Origin of the sequence: Desulfovibrio inopinatus DSM 10711 (assembly GCF_000429305.1) — a bacterium.
In the GTDB taxonomy this organism is placed as follows: domain Bacteria; phylum Desulfobacterota; class Desulfovibrionia; order Desulfovibrionales; family Desulfovibrionaceae; genus Alteridesulfovibrio; species Alteridesulfovibrio inopinatus.
Window position 1 is genome coordinate 52895 of record NZ_AUBP01000027.1, and the last position, 19624, is coordinate 72518.

At 48.4% G+C, this 19624-nt stretch carries 18 protein-coding genes and 3 tRNA genes; 15 read left to right on the top strand and 6 right to left on the bottom strand.

The window, feature by feature from the left end:
- Positions 1-334 precede the first annotated feature (334 nt).
- Positions 335-685 (bottom strand): beta-barrel domain-containing protein, encoded by a 351-nt coding sequence (locus G451_RS0116270; protein ID WP_027185091.1) that lies wholly within the window; start codon positions 683-685, stop codon positions 335-337.
- Between the two features lie 96 nt (positions 686-781).
- Here G451_RS0116270 and G451_RS0116275 point away from each other — a divergent pair, with 96 nt between their 5' ends.
- Positions 782-1426: a hypothetical protein gene (locus tag G451_RS0116275; RefSeq protein WP_156921679.1), complete on the top strand. Its 645-nt coding sequence runs from the start codon at positions 782-784 to the stop codon at positions 1424-1426.
- Between the two features lie 161 nt (positions 1427-1587).
- Here G451_RS0116275 and G451_RS0116280 read toward each other — a convergent pair.
- Positions 1588-1664 (bottom strand) — tRNA-Arg (locus G451_RS0116280).
- 421 nt (positions 1665-2085) lie between these two features.
- Here G451_RS0116280 and G451_RS0116285 point away from each other — a divergent pair.
- The 9 genes from G451_RS0116285 to G451_RS0116330 all read left to right on the top strand — a co-directional run bounded on the left by G451_RS0116285 (position 2086) and on the right by G451_RS0116330 (position 11292).
- Entirely contained in the window at positions 2086-3525 is a 1440-nt protein-coding gene (locus G451_RS0116285; protein ID WP_027185093.1) for a DegQ family serine endoprotease, read from the top strand.
- A 78-nt stretch (positions 3526-3603) separates the two neighbouring features.
- Complete coding sequence (gene ispE, locus G451_RS0116290) at positions 3604-4491, top strand: 4-(cytidine 5'-diphospho)-2-C-methyl-D-erythritol kinase (RefSeq protein ID WP_027185094.1); 888 nt, start codon at positions 3604-3606, stop codon at positions 4489-4491.
- A gap of 98 nt (positions 4492-4589) precedes the next feature.
- A tRNA-Gln gene (locus G451_RS0116295) sits at positions 4590-4665 on the top strand.
- Positions 4666-4686: 21 nt separating this feature from the next.
- The gene (locus G451_RS0116300) at positions 4687-5634 is read left to right on the top strand and encodes a ribose-phosphate diphosphokinase (protein WP_027185095.1); all 948 of its coding nucleotides are present in this window, start codon (positions 4687-4689) and stop codon (positions 5632-5634) included.
- A 46-nt stretch (positions 5635-5680) separates the two neighbouring features.
- A complete protein-coding gene (locus G451_RS0116305; protein ID WP_027185096.1) occupies positions 5681-6277 on the top strand; it encodes a 50S ribosomal protein L25 in 597 nt (198 codons plus the stop codon).
- A gap of 309 nt (positions 6278-6586) precedes the next feature.
- The gene (gene pth / locus G451_RS0116310; protein WP_027185097.1) at positions 6587-7192 is read left to right on the top strand and encodes an aminoacyl-tRNA hydrolase; all 606 of its coding nucleotides are present in this window, start codon (positions 6587-6589) and stop codon (positions 7190-7192) included.
- Positions 7193-7405: 213 nt separating this feature from the next.
- Positions 7406-7918: a CarD family transcriptional regulator gene (locus G451_RS0116315; protein WP_027185098.1), complete on the top strand. Its 513-nt coding sequence runs from the start codon at positions 7406-7408 to the stop codon at positions 7916-7918.
- A gap of 409 nt (positions 7919-8327) precedes the next feature.
- Entirely contained in the window at positions 8328-9575 is a 1248-nt protein-coding gene (gene rho / locus G451_RS0116320; protein ID WP_027185099.1) for a transcription termination factor Rho, read from the top strand.
- A 256-nt stretch (positions 9576-9831) separates the two neighbouring features.
- A complete protein-coding gene (locus G451_RS0116330; protein ID WP_027185100.1) occupies positions 9832-11292 on the top strand; it encodes a beta-barrel assembly-enhancing protease in 1461 nt (486 codons plus the stop codon).
- 122 nt (positions 11293-11414) lie between these two features.
- Here G451_RS0116330 and G451_RS0116335 read toward each other — a convergent pair whose 3' ends face one another.
- The 4 genes from G451_RS0116335 to G451_RS0116350 form a co-directional block, all read right to left on the bottom strand.
- Positions 11415-12398 carry a GGDEF domain-containing response regulator gene (locus G451_RS0116335; RefSeq protein WP_027185101.1) on the bottom strand — a complete coding sequence of 328 codons (984 nt, stop codon included), beginning with the start codon at positions 12396-12398 and terminating at the stop codon, positions 11415-11417.
- Between the two features lie 51 nt (positions 12399-12449).
- The gene (locus tag G451_RS0116340) at positions 12450-12809 is read right to left on the bottom strand and encodes a hypothetical protein (RefSeq protein ID WP_027185102.1); all 360 of its coding nucleotides are present in this window, start codon (positions 12807-12809) and stop codon (positions 12450-12452) included.
- 90 nt (positions 12810-12899) lie between these two features.
- Entirely contained in the window at positions 12900-13376 is a 477-nt protein-coding gene (locus tag G451_RS0116345; protein WP_027185103.1) for a tRNA (cytidine(34)-2'-O)-methyltransferase, read from the bottom strand.
- A 101-nt stretch (positions 13377-13477) separates the two neighbouring features.
- Positions 13478-13553 (bottom strand) — tRNA-Val (locus G451_RS0116350).
- An 81-nt stretch (positions 13554-13634) separates the two neighbouring features.
- Here G451_RS0116350 and rfbB point away from each other — a divergent pair.
- From rfbB to dnaK, 5 genes are all read left to right on the top strand, one after another.
- Entirely contained in the window at positions 13635-14657 is a 1023-nt protein-coding gene (rfbB, locus tag G451_RS0116355; protein WP_027185104.1) for a dTDP-glucose 4,6-dehydratase, read from the top strand.
- On the top strand, positions 14654-15514 hold the full coding sequence (gene rfbD, locus G451_RS0116360) for a dTDP-4-dehydrorhamnose reductase (RefSeq protein WP_027185105.1): 861 nt from the start codon (positions 14654-14656) through the stop codon (positions 15512-15514). Before rfbB ends, rfbD begins: the two co-directional genes overlap by 4 nt.
- Positions 15515-15768: 254 nt before the next feature.
- The gene (gene hrcA, locus G451_RS0116365) at positions 15769-16800 is read left to right on the top strand and encodes a heat-inducible transcriptional repressor HrcA (protein WP_027185106.1); all 1032 of its coding nucleotides are present in this window, start codon (positions 15769-15771) and stop codon (positions 16798-16800) included.
- Between the two features lie 143 nt (positions 16801-16943).
- Positions 16944-17489: a nucleotide exchange factor GrpE gene (gene grpE / locus G451_RS0116370; RefSeq protein WP_027185107.1), complete on the top strand. Its 546-nt coding sequence runs from the start codon at positions 16944-16946 to the stop codon at positions 17487-17489.
- 137 nt (positions 17490-17626) lie between these two features.
- On the top strand, positions 17627-19540 hold the full coding sequence (gene dnaK / locus G451_RS0116375) for a molecular chaperone DnaK (RefSeq protein WP_027185108.1): 1914 nt from the start codon (positions 17627-17629) through the stop codon (positions 19538-19540).
- Positions 19541-19624 lie beyond the last annotated feature (84 nt).

The window sequence follows — 19624 nt, forward strand, 5'->3', positions numbered from 1 at the left end:
CCTTGGCTTTGAATGTATCCGAATATATGAATCTATTTTACCGTTTAGTATTGCAAATACCTGATGTGAGACGAAGGAAAGAGGTGAAGCGGTATTCGTATGGTCAATGACTCCTGTTGTTTCTCTTGAGAAGAGCCAATGGAACTGCACGAGTTTGAAATAAACGTTTATAGAGTGCTCTGTTTTGCTGGCAAAATTTGTTTATAGATAAAAATGGTTTATTTTGTGACTTGTTGTGTTATTGATGTCGCTTGGTAACACAATCTTTCACGTTGAATGTCTATTCTATGATAATAAAAATGTGTCAACCCTTCATTTGGCGCAATATTTCCGTTTAGTTGGGCTCACGTAATCCCATGTCCAGCCCCTTGAGTATAGGGTAGAGGAAGTGTTCAATAACTCGCCGTTTCCCGACATTGATTTCAGCGGTAACCGTCATGCCTGGAATGCATAAAAAACCGGGAGGGAGTTTTTGGAGTTCAGCCGTGGGATGGACAGGGAGTTCAATGCGGGCAAGGAAGACCAACGTATCGCCAACCGCCGTTTGTTTGTGAAAGATATCTTTGCTTATCGTTTTGATTTTTCCGCTAATGATGCCGTGTTTTTGAAACGGTAAGGTGTCGAGTTTGACTCGCGTATCGGCTCCACTTCGAACATACCCGATTTCGTTCGGTATAAAAGACAAGAAGGACTAGATTTTGTTTGAAAAATATGACCTTCAGATGAAGAAGAGTTGGATAAATGATTCACGAAGGACAAACACTACGAATTTGAGGGTATCTTGAAAGTATTTCACGCTATAAAAGACAAAAGAACAGCAAAAGCTCTACGCGTCGGAGTGATATGGTTACTTTTAGAGATAATCATTCATTGTTGGCTTCTATATGACTCTTGGCATGGCGCTATAGTATTCTTATGCTATATCCGTGCCTTTGTTTTAGTTGGAATGATTTTGTTTTGCTTTTTATCATGTATAAAGTCACTCTTTCAACGAGCATTACCTGCAGCAATTCTTTATCTATGTTTTGTTTTTTTTGTCATTCCCAAAGTGGAACAAGTTATATTTCCTCTTGAAATGAACATGATGGCATATTGGTTCTACTATTATCCTGAGACATGTCCTTTGGGACATTCCTCTGATCAAACGAGTTATATTTGTTATAGATATCTTGAAAACATAGAAGAAGGACGCAATGTGCAGATTGTCTTCAACCCTGGTGGAGAAATGTCACGTCCTCTTAGCCAATGGCCGCAAGAGATAAAAAATATATTTGGATATCAGTATAGAATCGAACCATTATCAGATGATAATTGCCTTTTGAGGAATACAAAACAAGTGATTGGCTCTGTCTTTTTGGTTGTATATGATTGCTATCCTGGCAAAGAGTCTCATCTTGACATAAAGCCTTTTGCTCCTTCTAAATAAAATTTGCCTCTATTTAATTGACACAATCCAAAGGAGATATGGAGAATATTGAACCGGATTGAGTTTTGTTAGGAAGAAAATTGTACTTGAAGAATGATGGACAAAATGACCGCTCAAACAAAAGGGTTGCGAAGATGGACTTCGCAACCCTTTGAAATTTATGGTGACCCCGGCAAGAATCGAACTTGCGACACCAGGATTAGGAATCCTGTGCTCTATCCTACTGAGCTACGGGGCCGTAAGAGATGATGAAATACACGGGGCGAGGGCGGGCGTCAACTGGGTTTCGAAGGGTATGCGGTAGGAATAGCTGTTGAATATGCTTGACGTGCGAGCAATTGGAATTATTGTTGCTGGATGTCGGCGAGGTGACCGACATGTTGATTGACGCCGACAGCTAGCTGGGTGCCATTTGTATAACTATACATTCCCCGCCTGTCCGGTTTACAACATATGGGAAACGGTATAGGTCGATCGTGGCGAGTGGTTGCACTTCTTCATCAGCACTTCACACGATGATGGTTGCAGTCTGAAAAAAAGTCCTGTTTCAGACGGTTCGTTCTGCATCGGCATGCATACCAGGCACGTTTTAGCTCCCCGGAACCTCCATCCGGAGAGGGGCTTTGCCCGAATGAATCCACTTGCGAGGAGATTTGACTATGAGATTGAAATTGCAAACACTGATTGTTTCATTTTTCGTGCTTGCCTTCTTTGCCTCTACGGCCAGCGCCGCGTCCAAATTGCCCGAATTTACCGAGCTTGTTGACAAAGCTGGACCCGCTGTTGTCAACATTAGTACGGTTAAAACGATCGACGCCAAAGAGCGCATGCGGAATATGTTCCGTACACCTGGAAATCAAGGAGCTCCTTTCGAAGACTTTTTTGATCAGTTTGAAAAATTCTTCAACGCTCCCGGTCAGGGACAAAAGCGTACGGAAAAACGCCGCTCTTTGGGATCGGGATTTTTGATTTCATCTGACGGTTATATTGTTACGAACAACCACGTGATTGCCGATGCCGACGAAGTGCATGTGCAACTCGCCGACTCGGATAAGTCTCTTGATGCCAAGGTTATCGGTCGCGATCCGGAAATGGACCTCGCGTTGATTAAAATCGAGAATGGCAAAGATTTGCCGTACCTTGAATTCGGAAATTCCGACGGCATTCAAATCGGTGAATGGGTTGTCGCCATCGGAAACCCATTTGGTCTGCAAAGCACCGTTACAGCCGGGATTATTTCAGCGGTGGGTCGCGTCATTGGAGCTGGACCATTCGATAATTTTATTCAGACCGATGCATCCATTAATCCGGGGAATTCGGGTGGCCCGTTGCTCGATATGGATGGTAAAATTATTGGTATCAACACCGCCATTGTCGCGAGTGGACAGGGGATTGGTTTTGCCATTCCTTCCAATATGGCCAAAGACATCATCGAGCAGTTGCGAACAAACAAGAAGGTTCAGCGCGGCTGGCTTGGCGTGACCATTCAAAATATCGATCAGAACACAGCCAAAGCGCTTGGCATGTCCAATACGCATGGTGCGTTGATCACGTCTGTTCTTGAAGGTGAGCCGGCAGCAAAGGCGGGCATCAAGTCTGGTGACGTGATTACCAAGGTGGATGGTAAAGCGGTTGAAGATACGAATGAACTGTTACGCCGCGTCGCATCCATCCGTCCCGGACAGGCTGCTGAGATTACCATCCTGCGTAAAGGAAACGAACTTAATCTTGAGGTTGTCTTAGGACAGCGCGATGTGAGCAAGGCCGGTGTGGGTGAAGATGGACCCGCTGCTCCGAGTGAAGGCGAAAAAATTAAGCTTGGACTGACATTGCGGACAATCACATCCAAAGAAGCCGATGCACTTGGTCTTGATAAGGCTAAAGGTTTGCTCGTAACGGAAGTTGAGCCGGGATCGCCTGCCGAAGAATCCGATATCCGCCCCGGGGATGTCGTGATTGAAGCGAACCAACAGGCTGTCAATTCTATTGATGACTTCAAAGATGTGTTGAAAAATGACGCCAAGAAAAAGGGTGTCGTCATGCTGTTACTCAAACGTCAGCGTCAGAACATTTTCCGAACCATTCCGTTGCCTGAATAGGCCGGAAAACTTTATGTCATACAAAAGCGGGCCGACTTCGGCCCGCTTTTTTTCGGGGCAAATGATGGGAGAACGGTCATGCATGAAGCAATCCGCCTGAAAGCAGGGTGCAAAATTAATTTGTGGCTTGTTATAAAAGGTGTGTTAGAGAATGGGTATCATGAGCTGGAAACAGTGTTCTATCCACTTTCTGATCCACATGACACGCTTGTTGTCACACCACGAGAAGGGCAGGGGATAGTCTTTACGTGTTCCGACTCGGCTCTTGATGGTCAGGACAACCTGGTGGTTCGTGCCTATACCACGTACGCTGAAGCAACCGGCTTTGCGCCGGGGATTGATGTGTATTTGGAAAAGGTCGTCCCGACTGGTGCCGGTCTCGGCGGCGGTTCCTCCGATGCTGCGGCAATGCTACGCTATCTCGATCAATCCGCACGTCAGAGTGGTGAAAAAGGATTGGCTCTTGATGCACTTATTGATATTGCTGCCGGTCTTGGCGCTGACGTCCCGGTCTTTCTTTTGGGAAAACCGGCATTGGCGACTGGAATTGGTGAAAAGTTGGTTTCTGTTGCAATCGATATGACAGGGATGACGCTTGTTTTGGCTTGTCCGGACGTTCATGTTTCCACAGCATGGGCCTATAAAGCGTATGATGAGCATGTGGCATCGCGGGAAGCAGAAAAAATTGATGATGAAGACTTGACAAGCCGCCTGCGTCGGCATACACACATGCCCTTCCAAAACGGGGTTATGCTGTACAACAGCTTTGAAGAAGTCGTTTTTTCTCAGTACCCCGAAATTTGTCGGCTCAAGGAAATCCTTCTGACGAACGGTGCGCTTGGCGCACTCATGACAGGGAGTGGAGCCGCAGTGTTTGGTCTCTTTCATCAGGCTGAAGCTGCAAGAAACGTAAAATGTTCTCTTGACAAATCCGGAATCAGGACGTATTTAGCGCACTTAGGTTGAATCGATGTTTTCAGAAGCCCGTCGGTTCCGCTTCGTAGTTTGCGCTAATTATTCGCGTCGCATTGTGCATAGTTTGTACAAATAATGACGCAACTTGCTGGGGTGTAGCCAAGTCGGTAAGGCACGGGGTTTTGGTCCCCGCATGCGAGGGTTCGAGTCCTTCCGCCCCAGCCACTAATTATCTCGAGGCGGATCATGGGTGCACACGGCGATCTGAAGATACTCACCGGTACGGCCAACCCGGCTTTGGCCACTGCTATTTGCGATCATCTTGGATGTTCGCTCCTTCCGGCAAAAGTAACCACTTTTAGTGATGGCGAGATTCGCATTGAAGTCGGGGCAAATGTCCGTGGCTCTGATGTTTTCGTGGTACAACCCACGTGTTCGCCGGTGAATCACAACTTGATGGAGCTGCTTCTTATTCTGGATGCACTCAAGCGGGCCAGTGCCCGCCGCGTCACTGCGGTCATGCCATATTATGGATATGCTCGCCAGGATAGAAAGGTTGTTCCCAGGGCTCCTATCAGCGCACGACTTGTCGCTGACATGTTGTCGACGGCTGGTATGAATCGTTTATTGACGATCGATTTACATGCCGGACAAATTCAGGGCTTTTTTAATGTCCCTGTCGACAACCTCTACGCTGCTCCTATTCTTGCCGATTATTTCAAGGACGATGCAATAAGCGACCTTATGGTGGTTTCCCCCGACGCCGGCGGTGTGGAACGTGCTCGTGCTTTTGCTAAGCGGTTGTCTGGCGGGCTTGCTATTATCGACAAGCGTCGTGAAGCGCCCAATCAGGCCAAAGCGATGAATGTTATTGGCGATGTCACCGATAAGACGTGTGTCGTGCTTGACGATATGATCGATACGGCGGGAACCATCTGTCAGGCCGGTCAGGTTCTGATGGATAATGGTGCCAAAGCGGTTTACGCCTGTGCATCTCATGCGGTTCTGTCGGGGCAGGCTGTCGAAAGACTTGAGCAGTCACCTTTCTCTCAGGTCATTTTCACCAATTCTATTCCGCTCAATGCTGCCGCGCGCGCTTGCTCCAAAATCAAAGTTTTGTCCGTGGCCGGTATTCTGGCCAAGGCCATTCATAACATCCACACCGAGTCTTCGGTGAGCGTACTTTTTACTTGATGAAGACCGCGAGTCGAGAAGACCGCGCCCAAAGGAGATATACCTCATGAGCCAGTCCTTTTCCCTGAATGTGAAATCCCGCGCTGAAACAGGCAAGGGACCCAATCGTCGCCTGCGTCAGGAAAGCATGGTGCCGGGCATTTATTACAATTCTGAGGGAGAAAATATCCAGATTACTGCCGAGTCGAAAGCTCTGCGTAAGGTGCTGCAAAAAGCCGGCTATTCCCGTCTTGTTGAGTTGAGCATCAATGACGACGCCGCTCGCCCCACACTGATCTGGAAGGTTCAGCGCCATCCGTTCAAGAATGAATTCATTCACGTTGATTTCTACGGCGTGGACATGGATAAAGACATTACCGTCAGCATTCCTGTTGAAGTGAAAGGTCGCGCCAAAGGTGTGGTTCAGGGTGGTAAGCTTGAAATTTACCACGAACGCATCAACATCACCTGCTTGCCCGGTATTATCCCCGAGAAGGTTGTTCTTGACGTCACTCCGCTTGGTATCAATAGCTTCATTGGTATCAAAGAGATCGAACTTCCTGAAGGTGTAAGCGCTGTTTTTACGGATAACTTCGCCGTTGTCGGTGTTATCTTGCCGAAACGTGCATCGGAAACCGCTGGAGAAGCTGCCGAGGAAGAGTAGTCCTCTGTCTCTTGCGTCCGGGCTCTGGGCTGGTCCAAAACTGTTCTGGAGTTGCACGCGTTTTCTTTGCTTACTCGTTGTTTACGTATGCATTCAGCACGGTCGGGCGACGTTAATAACGCCCGACCGTGCTTTTTTTTATTGGGCATCGTACGGTTCCGCTATTTTTCTGTATAACCGGATGTGCCAACCGTATAGATCGATAATACATGCACAGGAAAGGGTCGGCATGGAGAACTTCGGCATCTGTTGACATGTGTCGTACTAGCTTTCGGCGCTTCCATGCATTTCAACACAAGAGTGTGCTCAATGGCTTTTGATGGACTGCTTGTCGGGCTTGGCAATCCCGGTGAAAAATACGAACATACGCGCCATAACTTTGGTTTTTGGGTTGTCGACGCATTTCTGGCAGAGCTCAATCGGTTGGGGGAAGATGTTCGTCCCATTTCGTTTGGCAAAGAGACGCTTCTTTACGAGTCCAGATTGTCACCAGGAGGAATGCGGCTTCTTTTAGCCAAACCGCAAACCTTTATGAATCGGAGCGGGATGGCTGTCGCCAAAATTGCCAATTTCTTTAAACTTGATCCTTTGCACGTGCTTGTTGCCCACGATGAACTGGATTTACCTGTTGGTAGGTTGAAGTTCAAACACGGGGGAGGCACAGCTGGACATAATGGGTTGAAGTCGATAGCCACATCTCTTGGTACACCTGATTTTTTTCGACTCCGTCTTGGGGTCAGCCGACCTGAACCTGGTCGCGATGTGGCGGGTTATGTTTTGAACAAACCAGCTCCACAGGAAAAACAGGCTGTTGATGCGGTTGTTGAAGAAGCCGTTCGAGGAGTCTTTCTCTTTTTTGAATCGGGCTTTGAGAAAGCGGTGACCTCGGTGAATGGATATAACGCTTGTCCCTGACGGTCATGTTGGTCGTCAAGGCCAGAGGTTTGCGTGTTACCTGTTCAAGACAAGCAAGCATATTGATTTCTTTTTGCGGTTTATTGCCATGATGCAATGTTTCGTTCTTCTTTTGAGTTTGGTCGTGGACTGTTTGAAAGTTATTTGTTATCATTACCAATACTCAATTAGAGTCAGAAGAGGATTCCTCATCCTTCCAAAGGAGCTCCGGCCGTGTTTTCCGTGGACCAACTCGTTGTATATCCAGCTCAAGGTGTGGGCAAAGTGGAGCGTATTGAAACGCAGGAAATCGGCGGTGCCAGCGCAGATTTTTTCATCGTTCGTATTCTGAGCAATAATGTCACCCTGATGGTTCCGGTTATGAATGCCGACAATGTCGGTCTTCGTCCTCTTTGCTCTCGAGAACAAGGGGAAGTTATTCTCGAATCATTAAAAGACCGATCTGATTTTACCGGGTACACCGGGCAGAACTGGAATCGTCGGTATCGAGAATATTCGGAAAAACTTAAAAGTGGTGATCTTGCCGACGTTGCGTATGTTCTAAAAGAACTTTTACTTATTGGCGAAAATAAAGAATTATCATTTGGTGAGCGCCGTCTTTTGGAACAAGCAACAAGTCTTTTGACGTTGGAGCTTGCCTTGGCACTTGACAAAGAGCAGGACGACATCAAAAGTGTCATCAATGAACTGTTTGCAGATGTGCTGCAAGATAAACCTTTGGAGTAGTTGCAGAGCAAAGAGCGATTTACACTGTACGATATGTACGCGCCGCAAGGATTTTTTACGCAAGATTCTTCTGTGGTCTTGACACATTTTCGAAATAGTATAAGTACCGCCTTGGGTGTGCGTCTGCGTCAGCTTTCAGTCGAATATCCCTAACCGATGCTATGCAGGTTTTTTTCTTGATCGTGCTTGCTAGCATGCGGTTCAATCGACCGATATAATTGAATCCTCATACTACAACACATTCCGGACATTCTTCTTAAATAATTACGACGGTCTCAATGGAACATATGACATCCCGCGGCGTAATGCACCGCGTGGGTAGTGCCTCATTGCATAAGCTGTACTCGGTATCTGATACCGGGTTATTCTTGTACGCAACAATTCCTCTTTCCTTGCATGGAGTATCTCAATGAATCTATCCGATCTGAAAACCAAATCAATGCCGGAACTTATGGAGCTGGCCAGCGAATTCAATGTTGAAAATCCAAGTGGTATGAGAAAGCAGGAGCTTATCTTTTCCATCTTGCAAAACTGTGCCTCGCAAAATGGCTCCATCTTCGGGGAAGGTGTTTTGGAGATCTTGCCCGATGGATTTGGTTTTCTGCGGTCCCCTATGTACAGCTACATGCCTGGGCCCGATGATATCTATGTTTCGCCGTCCCAAATTCGTCGTTTCGGCTTGCGTAAAGGGGATGTCGTTTCGGGACAGATTCGACCGCCGAAGGAAGGAGAACGCTATTTTGCCTTGTTGCGCGTCAATGAGATTGGTTTTGCGCCTCCGGAAGCGTCAAAAAATATTGTACTCTTTGACAACCTGACGCCACTCTACCCAGATCGTCGTTTTACGATGGAAAATGGTGACAAGAACTATTCATCTCGCGTCATCGATCTCCTCACTCCCATTGGCTTTGGCCAACGCGGGCTCATAGTTGCCCCACCGCGTACCGGGAAAACAATGCTCTTGCAGACCATCGCCAACTCCATCAATGCCAATCATCCTGAAGTTTTCCTCATTGTCTTACTCATCGACGAACGTCCCGAAGAAGTCACGGATATGGAACGGACCGTCAGTGCTGAGGTTGTTAGCTCGACCTTTGATGAATCTCCGCAACGCCATGTTCAGGTTGCCGAGATGGTCATTGAGAAAGCCAAGCGTCTTGTTGAAAGAAAACGCGATGTCGTTATCTTGCTTGATTCCATCACGCGCCTTGGTCGGGCTTATAACGCGGTGACCCCTTCGTCGGGTCGTGTGTTGTCCGGCGGGCTTGATGCTAACGCCCTGCAGCGTCCGAAACGCTTTTTTGGTGCAGCCCGGAATATGGAAGCCGGGGGATCTTTAACCATTATTGCGACAGCCCTCATTGATACAGGGTCCCGTATGGACGAAGTTATCTTTGAAGAGTTCAAGGGAACTGGCAATATGGATCTCTATCTTGATCGCCACCTTGCCGAAAAACGTGTCTTCCCCGCCATTGATATCAATCGTTCGGGCACACGTAAGGAAGAACTGTTGCTGCCTGACGATGTCCTCAATCGTGTCTGGATATTGCGTAAACTGCTTTCGCCCATGAATTCCATCGACAGTATGGATTTTCTGCTCGACAAAATGCGCGGTACAAAAAATAATCGCGAATTTCTTGATATCATGAATAAATAATTCCGGTTTTTTCAGACGGTATACGGTTTTCTCAAAGGATGCGTGTTTGCATGAAGCACGTGTCTTCGTCGGATTCTCACGTCAAGGAGCAAGGCCTCTTTCCTTGACGTGAGAAATTTTGTTTGCATTTTGAACTGTTGTCTTTCTTCCTTTCTGTTTTCACCCGCCTGTGTGTTTCGCATAGCGCTTATAGCGTGTTTGTCCTTTGTCTTTGCCTCCGCTTCCCAAATTCACGGCAAGAGTGTAAAGCGAACTCATGAAAACCATCCGTTGCTTTGCCTCTCTTTACGGGCTTGCGAAATCGGCCTGTGTACTCGCTCTCGTCGTGTTTCTTGTGGCGACGTTGTCTGTACGAAGTCAGGCTGGATTATTTGATTTTACTATAAAAGATGAGAAAGAACTTGGGGACAAATTCAATGTGCTTGTTCGGTCTCATCTTCAGCTCGTTGAGGATCCCTATATCATCGACTACGTTCGTGGGATAACTGATCGCATTTTACGGCAAATGCCTCCGACGCTGTTTCCTATCAAGGTTGGTGTTGTCGACGATCCATCCATGAATGCATTTGCCGCTCCTGCAGGCTATATGTATGTGTTCACGGGCCTTATACTTAATCTCGACCATGAGTCTGAGCTCGCCGCTGTCATTAGTCACGAATTGGCGCACGTTTCAGAGCGACACTTGGCGAATCGAATGGAATCGTTTCAGAAGATTTCCATTGGCGCATTGCTAGGCATGTTAGCTGGGTTGGCTGCGGGTGTTGCTTCGGGAAATTCCGATATCGGGGGGGCTGTTGCTGCCGGCTCACGTGCTTTGGGTGCCACAGCTATGTTGAAGTACAGTCGAGACGATGAACGCGAAGCCGATAAAGCTGGGTTGACGTTTCTTGTTGATGCCGGTTTTCAGCCAAACGGTATGCGCGGAGCATTCGAGACTATGCAACGCATGCGATGGTTCAAGGGGACAGGCACAATTCCGACATATTTAAGTACACACCCCGGGCTTTCCGAGCGTGTTGGATACATTGAAGATCAAATAAAGAAAATGCCAGCCAACATCCAGAATCGGCCGGAAGACGATGTGAACTTCAAGCGCGTCCAGACGTTAGTTCGGGCACGGTATACTCCTCCGAAATCTGCTTTGTCAGCTTTTAATAAGGCCGGTGATTCGACGTGTCTTGACCGTCTTGGGTTGGCCATTGCGCTTTCCAGACAAAACAACAAAAGTCCCGCCGGACCTGTATTTGAAAAGGCATTAGCCTGTGGAGGGAGCGACCCTCTGTTTTTACGCGAAGCAGGATTTTATTATCAGTCGATGCGGCAATTCGACAAAGCAGAAGGGTACTTGTCCAGAGCCGTATTGGATAATCCTCAAGATAGCCTGGCTCTTTTTGAGTATGCTCGTTTACTTTCTCAGCAACGGAAGGATGCTGATGCTATTGGTGTCATGAAAAAAGTCGTCGCGCTTGTTCCTGACAATCCTGATGTGCGTCAGGGGTATGGCCAGATACTGGGCAGTGCCGGCGAGATGTTCGGCGCGCAGCTTCAATTCGCCTATGCAGCGATGTATCGCGGGGACAAAAGAAAGACCGAGTATTTCATGGAACGCGCAGAAAAAGCCCAAGGACATAATCCTGAAAATAGTCGGGCATTGAAGCGTTTTAAAGAAGAGTACGAGAAACGTCGTGAAATATGGAAGGAACTCAAAATGGACTAGCGCCGTTTTCTTGTGACCTTATCTCCTGCTCATGCGAAAAGACAGGCGTATGTCTTTAGATACACTTTTCGGTCAAAGATATGCGCTTGCTTGTTCTCAATTCCCCGGTGAGCGCGTAAGTCTTAGAAGCTACAGCTTCCCGGAGTGTGAATATTGATCCGGTCCCGCCCCATGGATTTCGCTTGATACAAAGCTTGGTCTGAGGAACTGAGCAACGTTTTGGAATCAATGCTGTCGTCAGGAGTATGGCCGGCGATGCCAATACTCACAGTGACAACGTCGCTGACGTCGGAAGCCGAGTGCTCTATGTGAAGAGCGCCAACATTGTTTCGAATTGCTTCGGCAATGGTGACGGCTCCAGTCGGAGAGGTATCGGGGAGGATAACGACAAACTCTTCTCCACCATAACGAGCGATAAAATCACCTGGACGGCGTATTGAGGACTGAATGGCCTGGGCAACTTGTTTTAGACACGTGTCACCCTCAAGGTGACCATAGGTATCGTTGTAGCGCTTGAAGAAATCAATATCGATCATCATGACCGATAAGGGCTTTTTTTCCCTTTTAGAGCGGCGCCATTCCCGACCGTACGTATCTTCAAAACTGCGACGATTCGCGACGTTGGTCAACCCGTCGAGGTTAGAAAGTTCATGGAGTCGGCGCGTCAAATTTTCGAGTTGACGCTCACGGGCTTTGCGTTGATCCATTTCTTGCTTCAGTTTGAGAACGGAGCCGACCCGCGCACGGAGCTCTATTTTGCTGACAGGTTTATTAATGTAATCAATTGCCCCGGCTTCAAAGGCGCGTTCAAGACTATCTTCTTCATCTTTGACCGTTACCATAATGATCGGCACATCTCGAAGTTGTGGATCATTTTTAATGGCTCTTGTGGCTTCAATGCCATTGAGTCCCGGCATGACGATATCCATAAGAATTAAGTCTATCGGCGGTTGTGTCTCTGGCGACTCCTTCTTCGCTAGGTGAAGAAATTCAAGAGCTTCAGTTGCTGCATTGGTCCGGACAAGGTCATGATATCCAGCTCCATGGAGAATGGTTTCCAGCAGCATGAGCGACGTTTCGGAATCATCGACCAAGAGAATTTTCATGACGGACTCTCGCTCTCTGACACGGGGTTGAATACTAGCGTCATAGAGAAACTATTGTGCTCCAGAAGGTGTTGGCTCGACGGGCAGGGGCGTCGGCGTGCCGGACATATCTTGTAATATTTCAAATTTGGTGATTTTGATTTGTTTGACGTTGTCACCGCTTCCCGTTTCCGTAAAGGATTCATCGATTGTTGCGGTGATTTGGACTTCGATCCCCAGAACGTCAGCAGGATCTTGCACTGACGCAACAGGAATATAGATTGTATTCGGATGTTGGTTGGATTTGAATTGAACCATGCCTTCGTGTTGCTTGAATACGCCTGTCATTGTGAGAGCCTTTTGAGCAAAACTTGTCACTGAAACAAAAAGCAAGGTGATAGCGATAAACATGGCAAGAATGAACGATTTCATAGTATTCCTGTCTATATTAAAGTGATTGTTTTAAGGCACAATATTTATTTCACGGCAGACACAGTACTGTCAATTCCTATACTGATGTTATCACCCGATGTGAGAATTAAGTGTGCCTAATTGGCGGAGTGACTCATATAGAATAATAGAGGCTGCATTCGCGAGGTTGAGGCTACGGACTTCGCCAAAGATTGGGATTGCAATACATTGTGTCGGATCGGTGAGGAACGATTCCGGGAGCCCTTTGGATTCAGCGCCGAAAAGAAGCGCATCATTTTCCTGATAGGCGAATTTATGGTAAGGAACGGCGCCATGGCCACGATGCTGTGACGTTGTCGCAACAAAGCGTAAATGCGCATTGGCTTTGGCAAATGCAGAAAAATCGGGCCAGACCGAAAGATTGACATGGGGCCAATAATCGAGGCCGGCTCTTTTTAAATATTTATCTTCCAGCTTGAAACCGAGTGGTTCAATAAGGTGTAAGGGAATGCGAGTTGCAGCGCATAAGCGAGCGATGCTGCCTGTATTAGGAGGAATTTCAGGCTCGTACAAAACGATACATGGCATGGGAAAACATCCGTTGTTGCTTGACTTTGTTTCTTCTTGAAGCGAAAAGCACGGCCAACGGGGAAAAGAAAAAGCCCCGTTGCCGGGGCTTGATGTTTCGGTGGTGGGCGGTCGGGGATTTGAACCCCGGACTTCCACCGTGTGAAGATGGCACTCTAACCACTGAGTTAACCGCCCATTTGTCAATTTGCCTGAAACCATCGGGATTGGCAAGCCTTTTTTGTGCATGTCCCGAAAAAAATGAACTAAAGGAGCATCATGCGACTTCTTGTCACCGGTGGCTGCGGATTTATCGGAGCCAACTATATCCATCTCGTGATGCGGGAACAGCCTGAAGACGTCATCGTCAACCTCGATAAGCTCACTTATGCCGGCAATCCTGAAAATATGGTCGACATAGAGCGGGAATTTGGAGGGGAACGCTATTTTTTCGTACAGGGCGATATTGGGAACGTCGAGCTCGTTTCGCATATTCTTCGGACACACAAGATTGATGCTGTGGTGAACTTTGCAGCTGAATCCCATGTTGACCGCTCAATAGACGATTGTTCTCCATTTATTGAGACGAATGTCGTTGGTACAAAAAACCTTCTTGAGGCGAGCCGGAAATACGGTGTTGACCGATTTGTCCATGTTTCGACAGATGAAGTTTATGGAACGCTTGGAGAAGACGGGCAATTCAGCGAAGAAAGCCCGCTTGCTCCCAACAGTCCGTATTCTGCTTCCAAGGCTTCCTCTGATATGTTGTGTCGGGCATTTTTTGAGACGCATGATTTCCCTGTTGTCATCACACGGTGCTCCAATAACTACGGTCCGTATCAGTTTCCGGAAAAACTTATTCCTTTGATGTACTCCAAAGCCAAGGGCGGTGAATCTTTACCTGTCTATGGAGACGGCCAAAACGTACGCGACTGGATTTATGTTGCCGACCATTGTCGAGGTGTCGATTTGGCATTGCGCAAGGGACGCCTCGGTGCCGTGTATAACTTTGGCGGCGCAGCGGAAATGAAGAATATTGATGTCGTGAAAACAATTCTTTCTGCCCTCGGAAAATCTGAAGATCTCATTACATACGTGAAAGATCGTCCTGGACATGATCGACGGTATGCCATGAATTTTGACCTTGCAGCCAAGGAACTTGGTTTTGCACCGAGTCTGAATTTTGCTGCAGGTATTCAAGAAACGATCGACTGGTATGAGCAAAATAGTGCATGGCTTGAGGGAGTAGAAAGCGGTGCATATCGCTCGTTCATGAACCGTTGGTACGGAGAACGATCATGATTCCGGGGAGGGTCGTTGTTCTTGGCGGCAAGCGCGGCTTGCTCGGTATGCCGTTGACCCGAACACTTACAGAGGCCGGGTACGAGGTTGTTCCTACAGGGCGAGATACCCTCGATGTGTTTGACGAGTCGGCTGTCGCTCGACTTTTGAATGATTTCAAGCCGGACTATGTTTTCAATACGATAGCCTATACAGCCGTTGACCAAGCCGAAGATGAACCGGTGGAAGCAGCAAAGCTCAATAAGACACTCCCTCGTTTACTTGGTCAAATATGTCTGGATCACGGGAGTTGCCTTGTTCATTACAGCACGGACTTTGTTTTTGATGGAACAAAGACCGAACCCTATGTTGAGACCGATCCTGTTAACCCGCAATCCGTGTACGGAAAGACCAAGCTCGAAGGGGAGTTGGCCCTGGCCGATATGGGGATGGAGCATTTTTTATGTTTGCGCACCGCGTGGTTGTTCGGACCGGGAAAAATCAACTTTGTGGAAAAAATTCTTGGTTATGCAAGGGAGCGTGATGTTTTGCGTATCGTGCATGACCAGGTGGGGTCACCGACATCCACCATTGATCTCTCCTCTATGAGCTTGGCTTTGATCAAAGCGAATGCTCGTGGATTGTTTCATACAGTTGGAGGTGGCAAGGCGAGTTGGTGTGAACTCACCAGTGAGGCTGTAGCGGCAGCCGGCGTCAACTGTCGTGTTGAACCAATTATGTCAGATGAATTTCCACAAAAAGCGAAACGCCCAGCGTACTCCGTCCTTTCCACGCAAAAATTGACCGAGGTGACCGGGTTCACCCCAAGACCCTGGGTACAGTCCTTGCGGGAGTATGTTTACGGTTTCCTCGCATAACCCTTCTCCAACATTACAGAATACGCAAAGAAAGCATCCGGTCAGTCGGATGCTTTTTTTTATGCGTTGAACCAACCAGACGGCATATTTCGAAGAGGGAGTGGATCCAGTGATATCATTTTCTTTTAATGAATTTTCATCGACTTATGGGCGCTCATTTATTTGTCCAACAATTGAGCCGGGTTGACAGGGGGCACAACCGTTGTTACCTCCTTTGGCACTCAAAGAGGAAGAGTGCTAAGAGAGGTGGAAGCATGACTCTGACGGAGCGGGAACTTATTGTTTTACATTCGATCGTCGATACATATATCGCCGATGCCCAGCCCGTGGGGTCGCGTACTGTGGCCAAGACCTGTCCGCTCAAGCTGTCAGCCGCCAGTATACGAAATATCATGGCGGATTTGACAGATAAGGATTATTTGGCCCAACCGCATACGTCGGCCGGTCGTGTACCGACAGCACGTGCTTTTCGTTTATATCTCGATGAGATCATGAAGCAACGCCCGCTCTCCAATTTGGAGAAAGAGCGTATCATGATTGCGCTTGGGAAGGCTGGTCTGGAAATCGGCGATATTTTACGCCAAGCATCACGGGTATTGTCGGATACGTCACTGCAGGTTGGAATGGTGATTGCGCCGCGCCACACGAATATTCGGTGGCGTCGAATTGAGTTCGAACTCATCAAGCCGGGCTTGATTGTGGTGATGCTCATTTTGCAAGGGGGCATCGTTAAAAAACAGGTTATTGCCGTCGAGAAGGATATTACATCCAATGACTTAGTGAAGTTCGGCAACTACTTGAATTATCTTTTCCAGAATATGACGGTGGCAGAAGCGCGAGGGCGCATTGTCGCAGAGCTCAATGGAGCCAAAAGGGAACTGGACCGACTGTGTCACAAAGCATTGACGTTGGCGCTCTTGACATTCGAGGAAGACGAAGAGCCTGAAGTCTACGTTGAGGGCCGAGCCAATATTCTCGCGCAGCCTGAATTCTCCGACGCGACAGCGATGCGAGAATTGCTCTGTATTTTGGAAGAACATAATACTTTATTGCAGATTCTTGATACGACCGTACGAGAGTACAAGACTGCTGTTGTCATTGGTGAAGAAAGTCATCTTGATGAATTCAGTGTACTCGGTATCATTGCCGCGCCGTATGGGCCGGAATCGGCTCCATTAGGCACTGTTGGGCTCATTGGTCCTGTTCGTATGGACTATTGCCGTTTGGTTCCTATGGTACATTACACGGCAAGGACGTTAACCCAACTGTTGACAAAACACTTTTGAGTTCAAAAAGAATTGTGACGCCTTGTCCATGACAGAAAGAATGATTCGTTTGGGCAGAATGGCTTTCAACAACGTAAAAAAACGGATATGTCGGAATGAGCATTCCACAAATCCGTTATTTCCTATGTGAAGGAGAACCATACATGGTAGATGCAGACAAGGAAACCGTCCGTGAAGAGCTTTCGAAGGACGTTCCCGAGTCCGAAGACCAGGTGGAGATTTCCATGTCTCCCGAGGAAGAGATTGAAACGTTGCGGGAACAGCTCAAGGTCGAAAGCGAACGCAGGTTGCGTGCCATGGCGGACGCTGAGAACCTCAAGCGTCGCTTGACGCGGGAGAAGGAAGAGTTTGTCAAATATGCTGCAGAAACAGTGTTGCGCGACATTTTACCCGCTCTCGACAATCTTGATCTGGCGCTGACCCATGGTCGCGGCAACGAAGCATGTAAAGATTTCGTCATGGGCGTGGAGATGACGCGCAAAGCATTGATGGATGCGCTCAAAGGGCATGGTGTTGCCGAATTCGGCGAAATTGGTGAGGCCTTCGACCCCGCCTTTCACGAGGCTTTGGGACTCATGGCGCGTCCTGACCTGGATCAGGATTGTGTGGCTGAAGTCGTGCAGAAAGGATTTCGTTTGCACGACCGGTTACTGCGCGCTGCGAAGGTGATGGTCAACAAAACATCATAAAAAAAATCAGATGTGCCCCTTTACAATCCGGAAAGGGGAATTAAAATGCTGGTTTGTGTGAGCGCATTCCCGCAGAGCGATGGCATGCGCCTGCGGCATCCATTATACATTTTCGATTTTGAGGAGGATAAATACATATGGGCAAAATTATCGGTATCGACCTCGGTACGACCAACTCGTGCGTTTATGTTATGGAAGGGAAAGACCCGAAATGTGTCTCCAACCCCGAGGGTGGCCGTACCACCCCTTCGGTGGTGGGATTCACCAAAGAACGCCTTGTCGGTGAAATCGCCAAACGTCAGGCCGTGACGAACCCGGACAAGACCGTTTTCGCAATTAAACGTCTTATGGGCCGGAAATTTGATTCTCCCGAAGTTTCCCGTTGGCTGGATCACTGCCCGTACAAGATTGTCTCTGGCAATAACGGTGACGCGTATGTCGAAGTGGACGGTAAAAAATACAGCCCGTCTGAAGTTTCGGCCATGATTCTACAAAAGCTGAAAAAAGACGCGGAAACCTACCTTGGTGAGTCCGTGACCGAAGCAGTTATTACGGTTCCGGCATACTTTAATGACTCGCAGCGTCAGGCTACGAAAGACGCCGGACGTATTGCCGGTCTCGAAGTGAAGCGCATCATCAACGAACCGACAGCTGCTTCGCTCGCTTACGGATTTGACAAGAAGTCCAACGAAAAGATTGCCGTCTTCGACTTGGGTGGTGGTACGTTTGATATCTCGATTCTTGAGGTTGGCGATAATGTTGTTGAAGTTCGCGCAACCAATGGCGACACGTTCCTCGGTGGGGAAGACTTTGACCAGCGTGTCATCGACTACCTTGTTGCCGAGTTCAAGCGCGAAAATGGCATTGACTTGTCGCAGGATCGTATGGCCCTGCAGCGCCTGAAAGAAGGCGGTGAAAAAGCCAAGAAAGAACTTTCCACGGCCATGGAAACCGAAGTCAACCTGCCGTTTATCACCGCCGACGCCAGCGGTCCCAAGCATATGCTTGTCAAACTGACTCGTTCGAAACTGGAAAGCTTGGTCGAAGACCTGGTAAGCCGCACGATCGAACCCTGCAAGAAGGCTTTGGCCGATGCTGGCGTCAGCGCTAGCGACATCGACGAAGTTGTTCTTGTTGGTGGTATGACGCGTATGCCTTTGGTTCAGAAAAAGGTGCAGGAATTCTTCGGTAAGGAACCCAACCGCAGCGTGAACCCTGACGAAGTCGTCGCCATGGGCGCAGCTATTCAGGGTGGTATCCTGGCCGGTGACGTTAAAGACGTGCTGTTGCTCGACGTAACGCCGCTGTCGCTCGGTATCGAAACTCTGGGTGGAGTTTTCACCAAGCTCATCGACCGGAACACGACGATTCCGACTCGCAAAAGCCAGACCTTTACGACTGCTGCTGACAACCAACCGTCTGTTTCCATTCACGTCATGCAGGGTGAACGCCCCATGGCCGGAGACAATATGACCTTGGGCCGCTTCGAACTGACCGGTATTCCGCCGGCACCTCGTGGTATGCCGCAAATCGAAGTCTCCTTCGACATCGATGCGAACGGTATCGTCAACGTTTCGGCGAAAGATCTGGGTACCGGCAAAGAGCAGTCGATCCGCATTACGGCTTCTTCTGGTCTTTCCGAAGACGAAATTCAGCGACTGGTCAAAGACGCTGAGTCGCATGCTGACGAAGACAAGAAAAAACAACAGCTTATTGAAGCGAGAAACGAAGCTGACACCTTGGTTTACACCACGGAAAAATCCATTCGTGACCTCGGTGAAAAGGTCGATCCGGCGCTCCGTGCTGAAATCGAAGGTAAGGTTGAGGGCGTTAAAAGCGCACTCCAGACGGATTCTCTTGAAGACATCAACAAGGCCAAGGACTCCCTGGCGCAGTCGTCGCACAAACTGGCCGAACTGCTGTATCAGCAGAAGGGTGACCAGGGTGCAGGAGCGGGTGGTCCTGAAGCCGGCCCGCAAGCTGGTCCGTCCGGTGCAGCCGGTGGCCCCGATGACGACGTCGTCGATGCCGACTACACTGAAGTGAAATAAGGTTTACTCCTTAAATAACATATTGTGCTCAAAGCCCTCGGTCCCGCGTTTAGTGGGACCGAGGGCTTTCTTCGTAAGTTGAGG

What these genes read in the sequence shown, in the direction of transcription:
- G451_RS0116285 (WP_027185093.1), top strand. Translation starts at nt 2,086, where the DNA reads ATGAGATTGAAATTGCAAACACTGATTGTTTCATTTTTCGTGCTTGCC.
- ispE (WP_027185094.1), top strand. Translation starts at nt 3,604, where the DNA reads ATGCATGAAGCAATCCGCCTGAAAGCAGGGTGCAAAATTAATTTGTGG.
- G451_RS0116300 (WP_027185095.1), top strand. Translation starts at nt 4,687, where the DNA reads ATGGGTGCACACGGCGATCTGAAGATACTCACCGGTACGGCCAACCCG.
- G451_RS0116305 (WP_027185096.1), top strand. Translation starts at nt 5,681, where the DNA reads ATGAGCCAGTCCTTTTCCCTGAATGTGAAATCCCGCGCTGAAACAGGC.
- pth (WP_027185097.1), top strand. Translation starts at nt 6,587, where the DNA reads ATGGCTTTTGATGGACTGCTTGTCGGGCTTGGCAATCCCGGTGAAAAA.
- rho (WP_027185099.1), top strand. Translation starts at nt 8,328, where the DNA reads ATGAATCTATCCGATCTGAAAACCAAATCAATGCCGGAACTTATGGAG.
- G451_RS0116330 (WP_027185100.1), top strand. Translation starts at nt 9,832, where the DNA reads ATGAAAACCATCCGTTGCTTTGCCTCTCTTTACGGGCTTGCGAAATCG.
- G451_RS0116335 (WP_027185101.1), bottom strand. Translation starts at nt 12,398, where the DNA reads ATGAAAATTCTCTTGGTCGATGATTCCGAAACGTCGCTCATGCTGCTG.
- G451_RS0116340 (WP_027185102.1), bottom strand. Translation starts at nt 12,809, where the DNA reads ATGAAATCGTTCATTCTTGCCATGTTTATCGCTATCACCTTGCTTTTT.
- G451_RS0116345 (WP_027185103.1), bottom strand. Translation starts at nt 13,376, where the DNA reads ATGCCATGTATCGTTTTGTACGAGCCTGAAATTCCTCCTAATACAGGC.
- rfbB (WP_027185104.1), top strand. Translation starts at nt 13,635, where the DNA reads ATGCGACTTCTTGTCACCGGTGGCTGCGGATTTATCGGAGCCAACTAT.
- rfbD (WP_027185105.1), top strand. Translation starts at nt 14,654, where the DNA reads ATGATTCCGGGGAGGGTCGTTGTTCTTGGCGGCAAGCGCGGCTTGCTC.
- hrcA (WP_027185106.1), top strand. Translation starts at nt 15,769, where the DNA reads ATGACTCTGACGGAGCGGGAACTTATTGTTTTACATTCGATCGTCGAT.
- grpE (WP_027185107.1), top strand. Translation starts at nt 16,944, where the DNA reads ATGGTAGATGCAGACAAGGAAACCGTCCGTGAAGAGCTTTCGAAGGAC.
- dnaK (WP_027185108.1), top strand. Translation starts at nt 17,627, where the DNA reads ATGGGCAAAATTATCGGTATCGACCTCGGTACGACCAACTCGTGCGTT.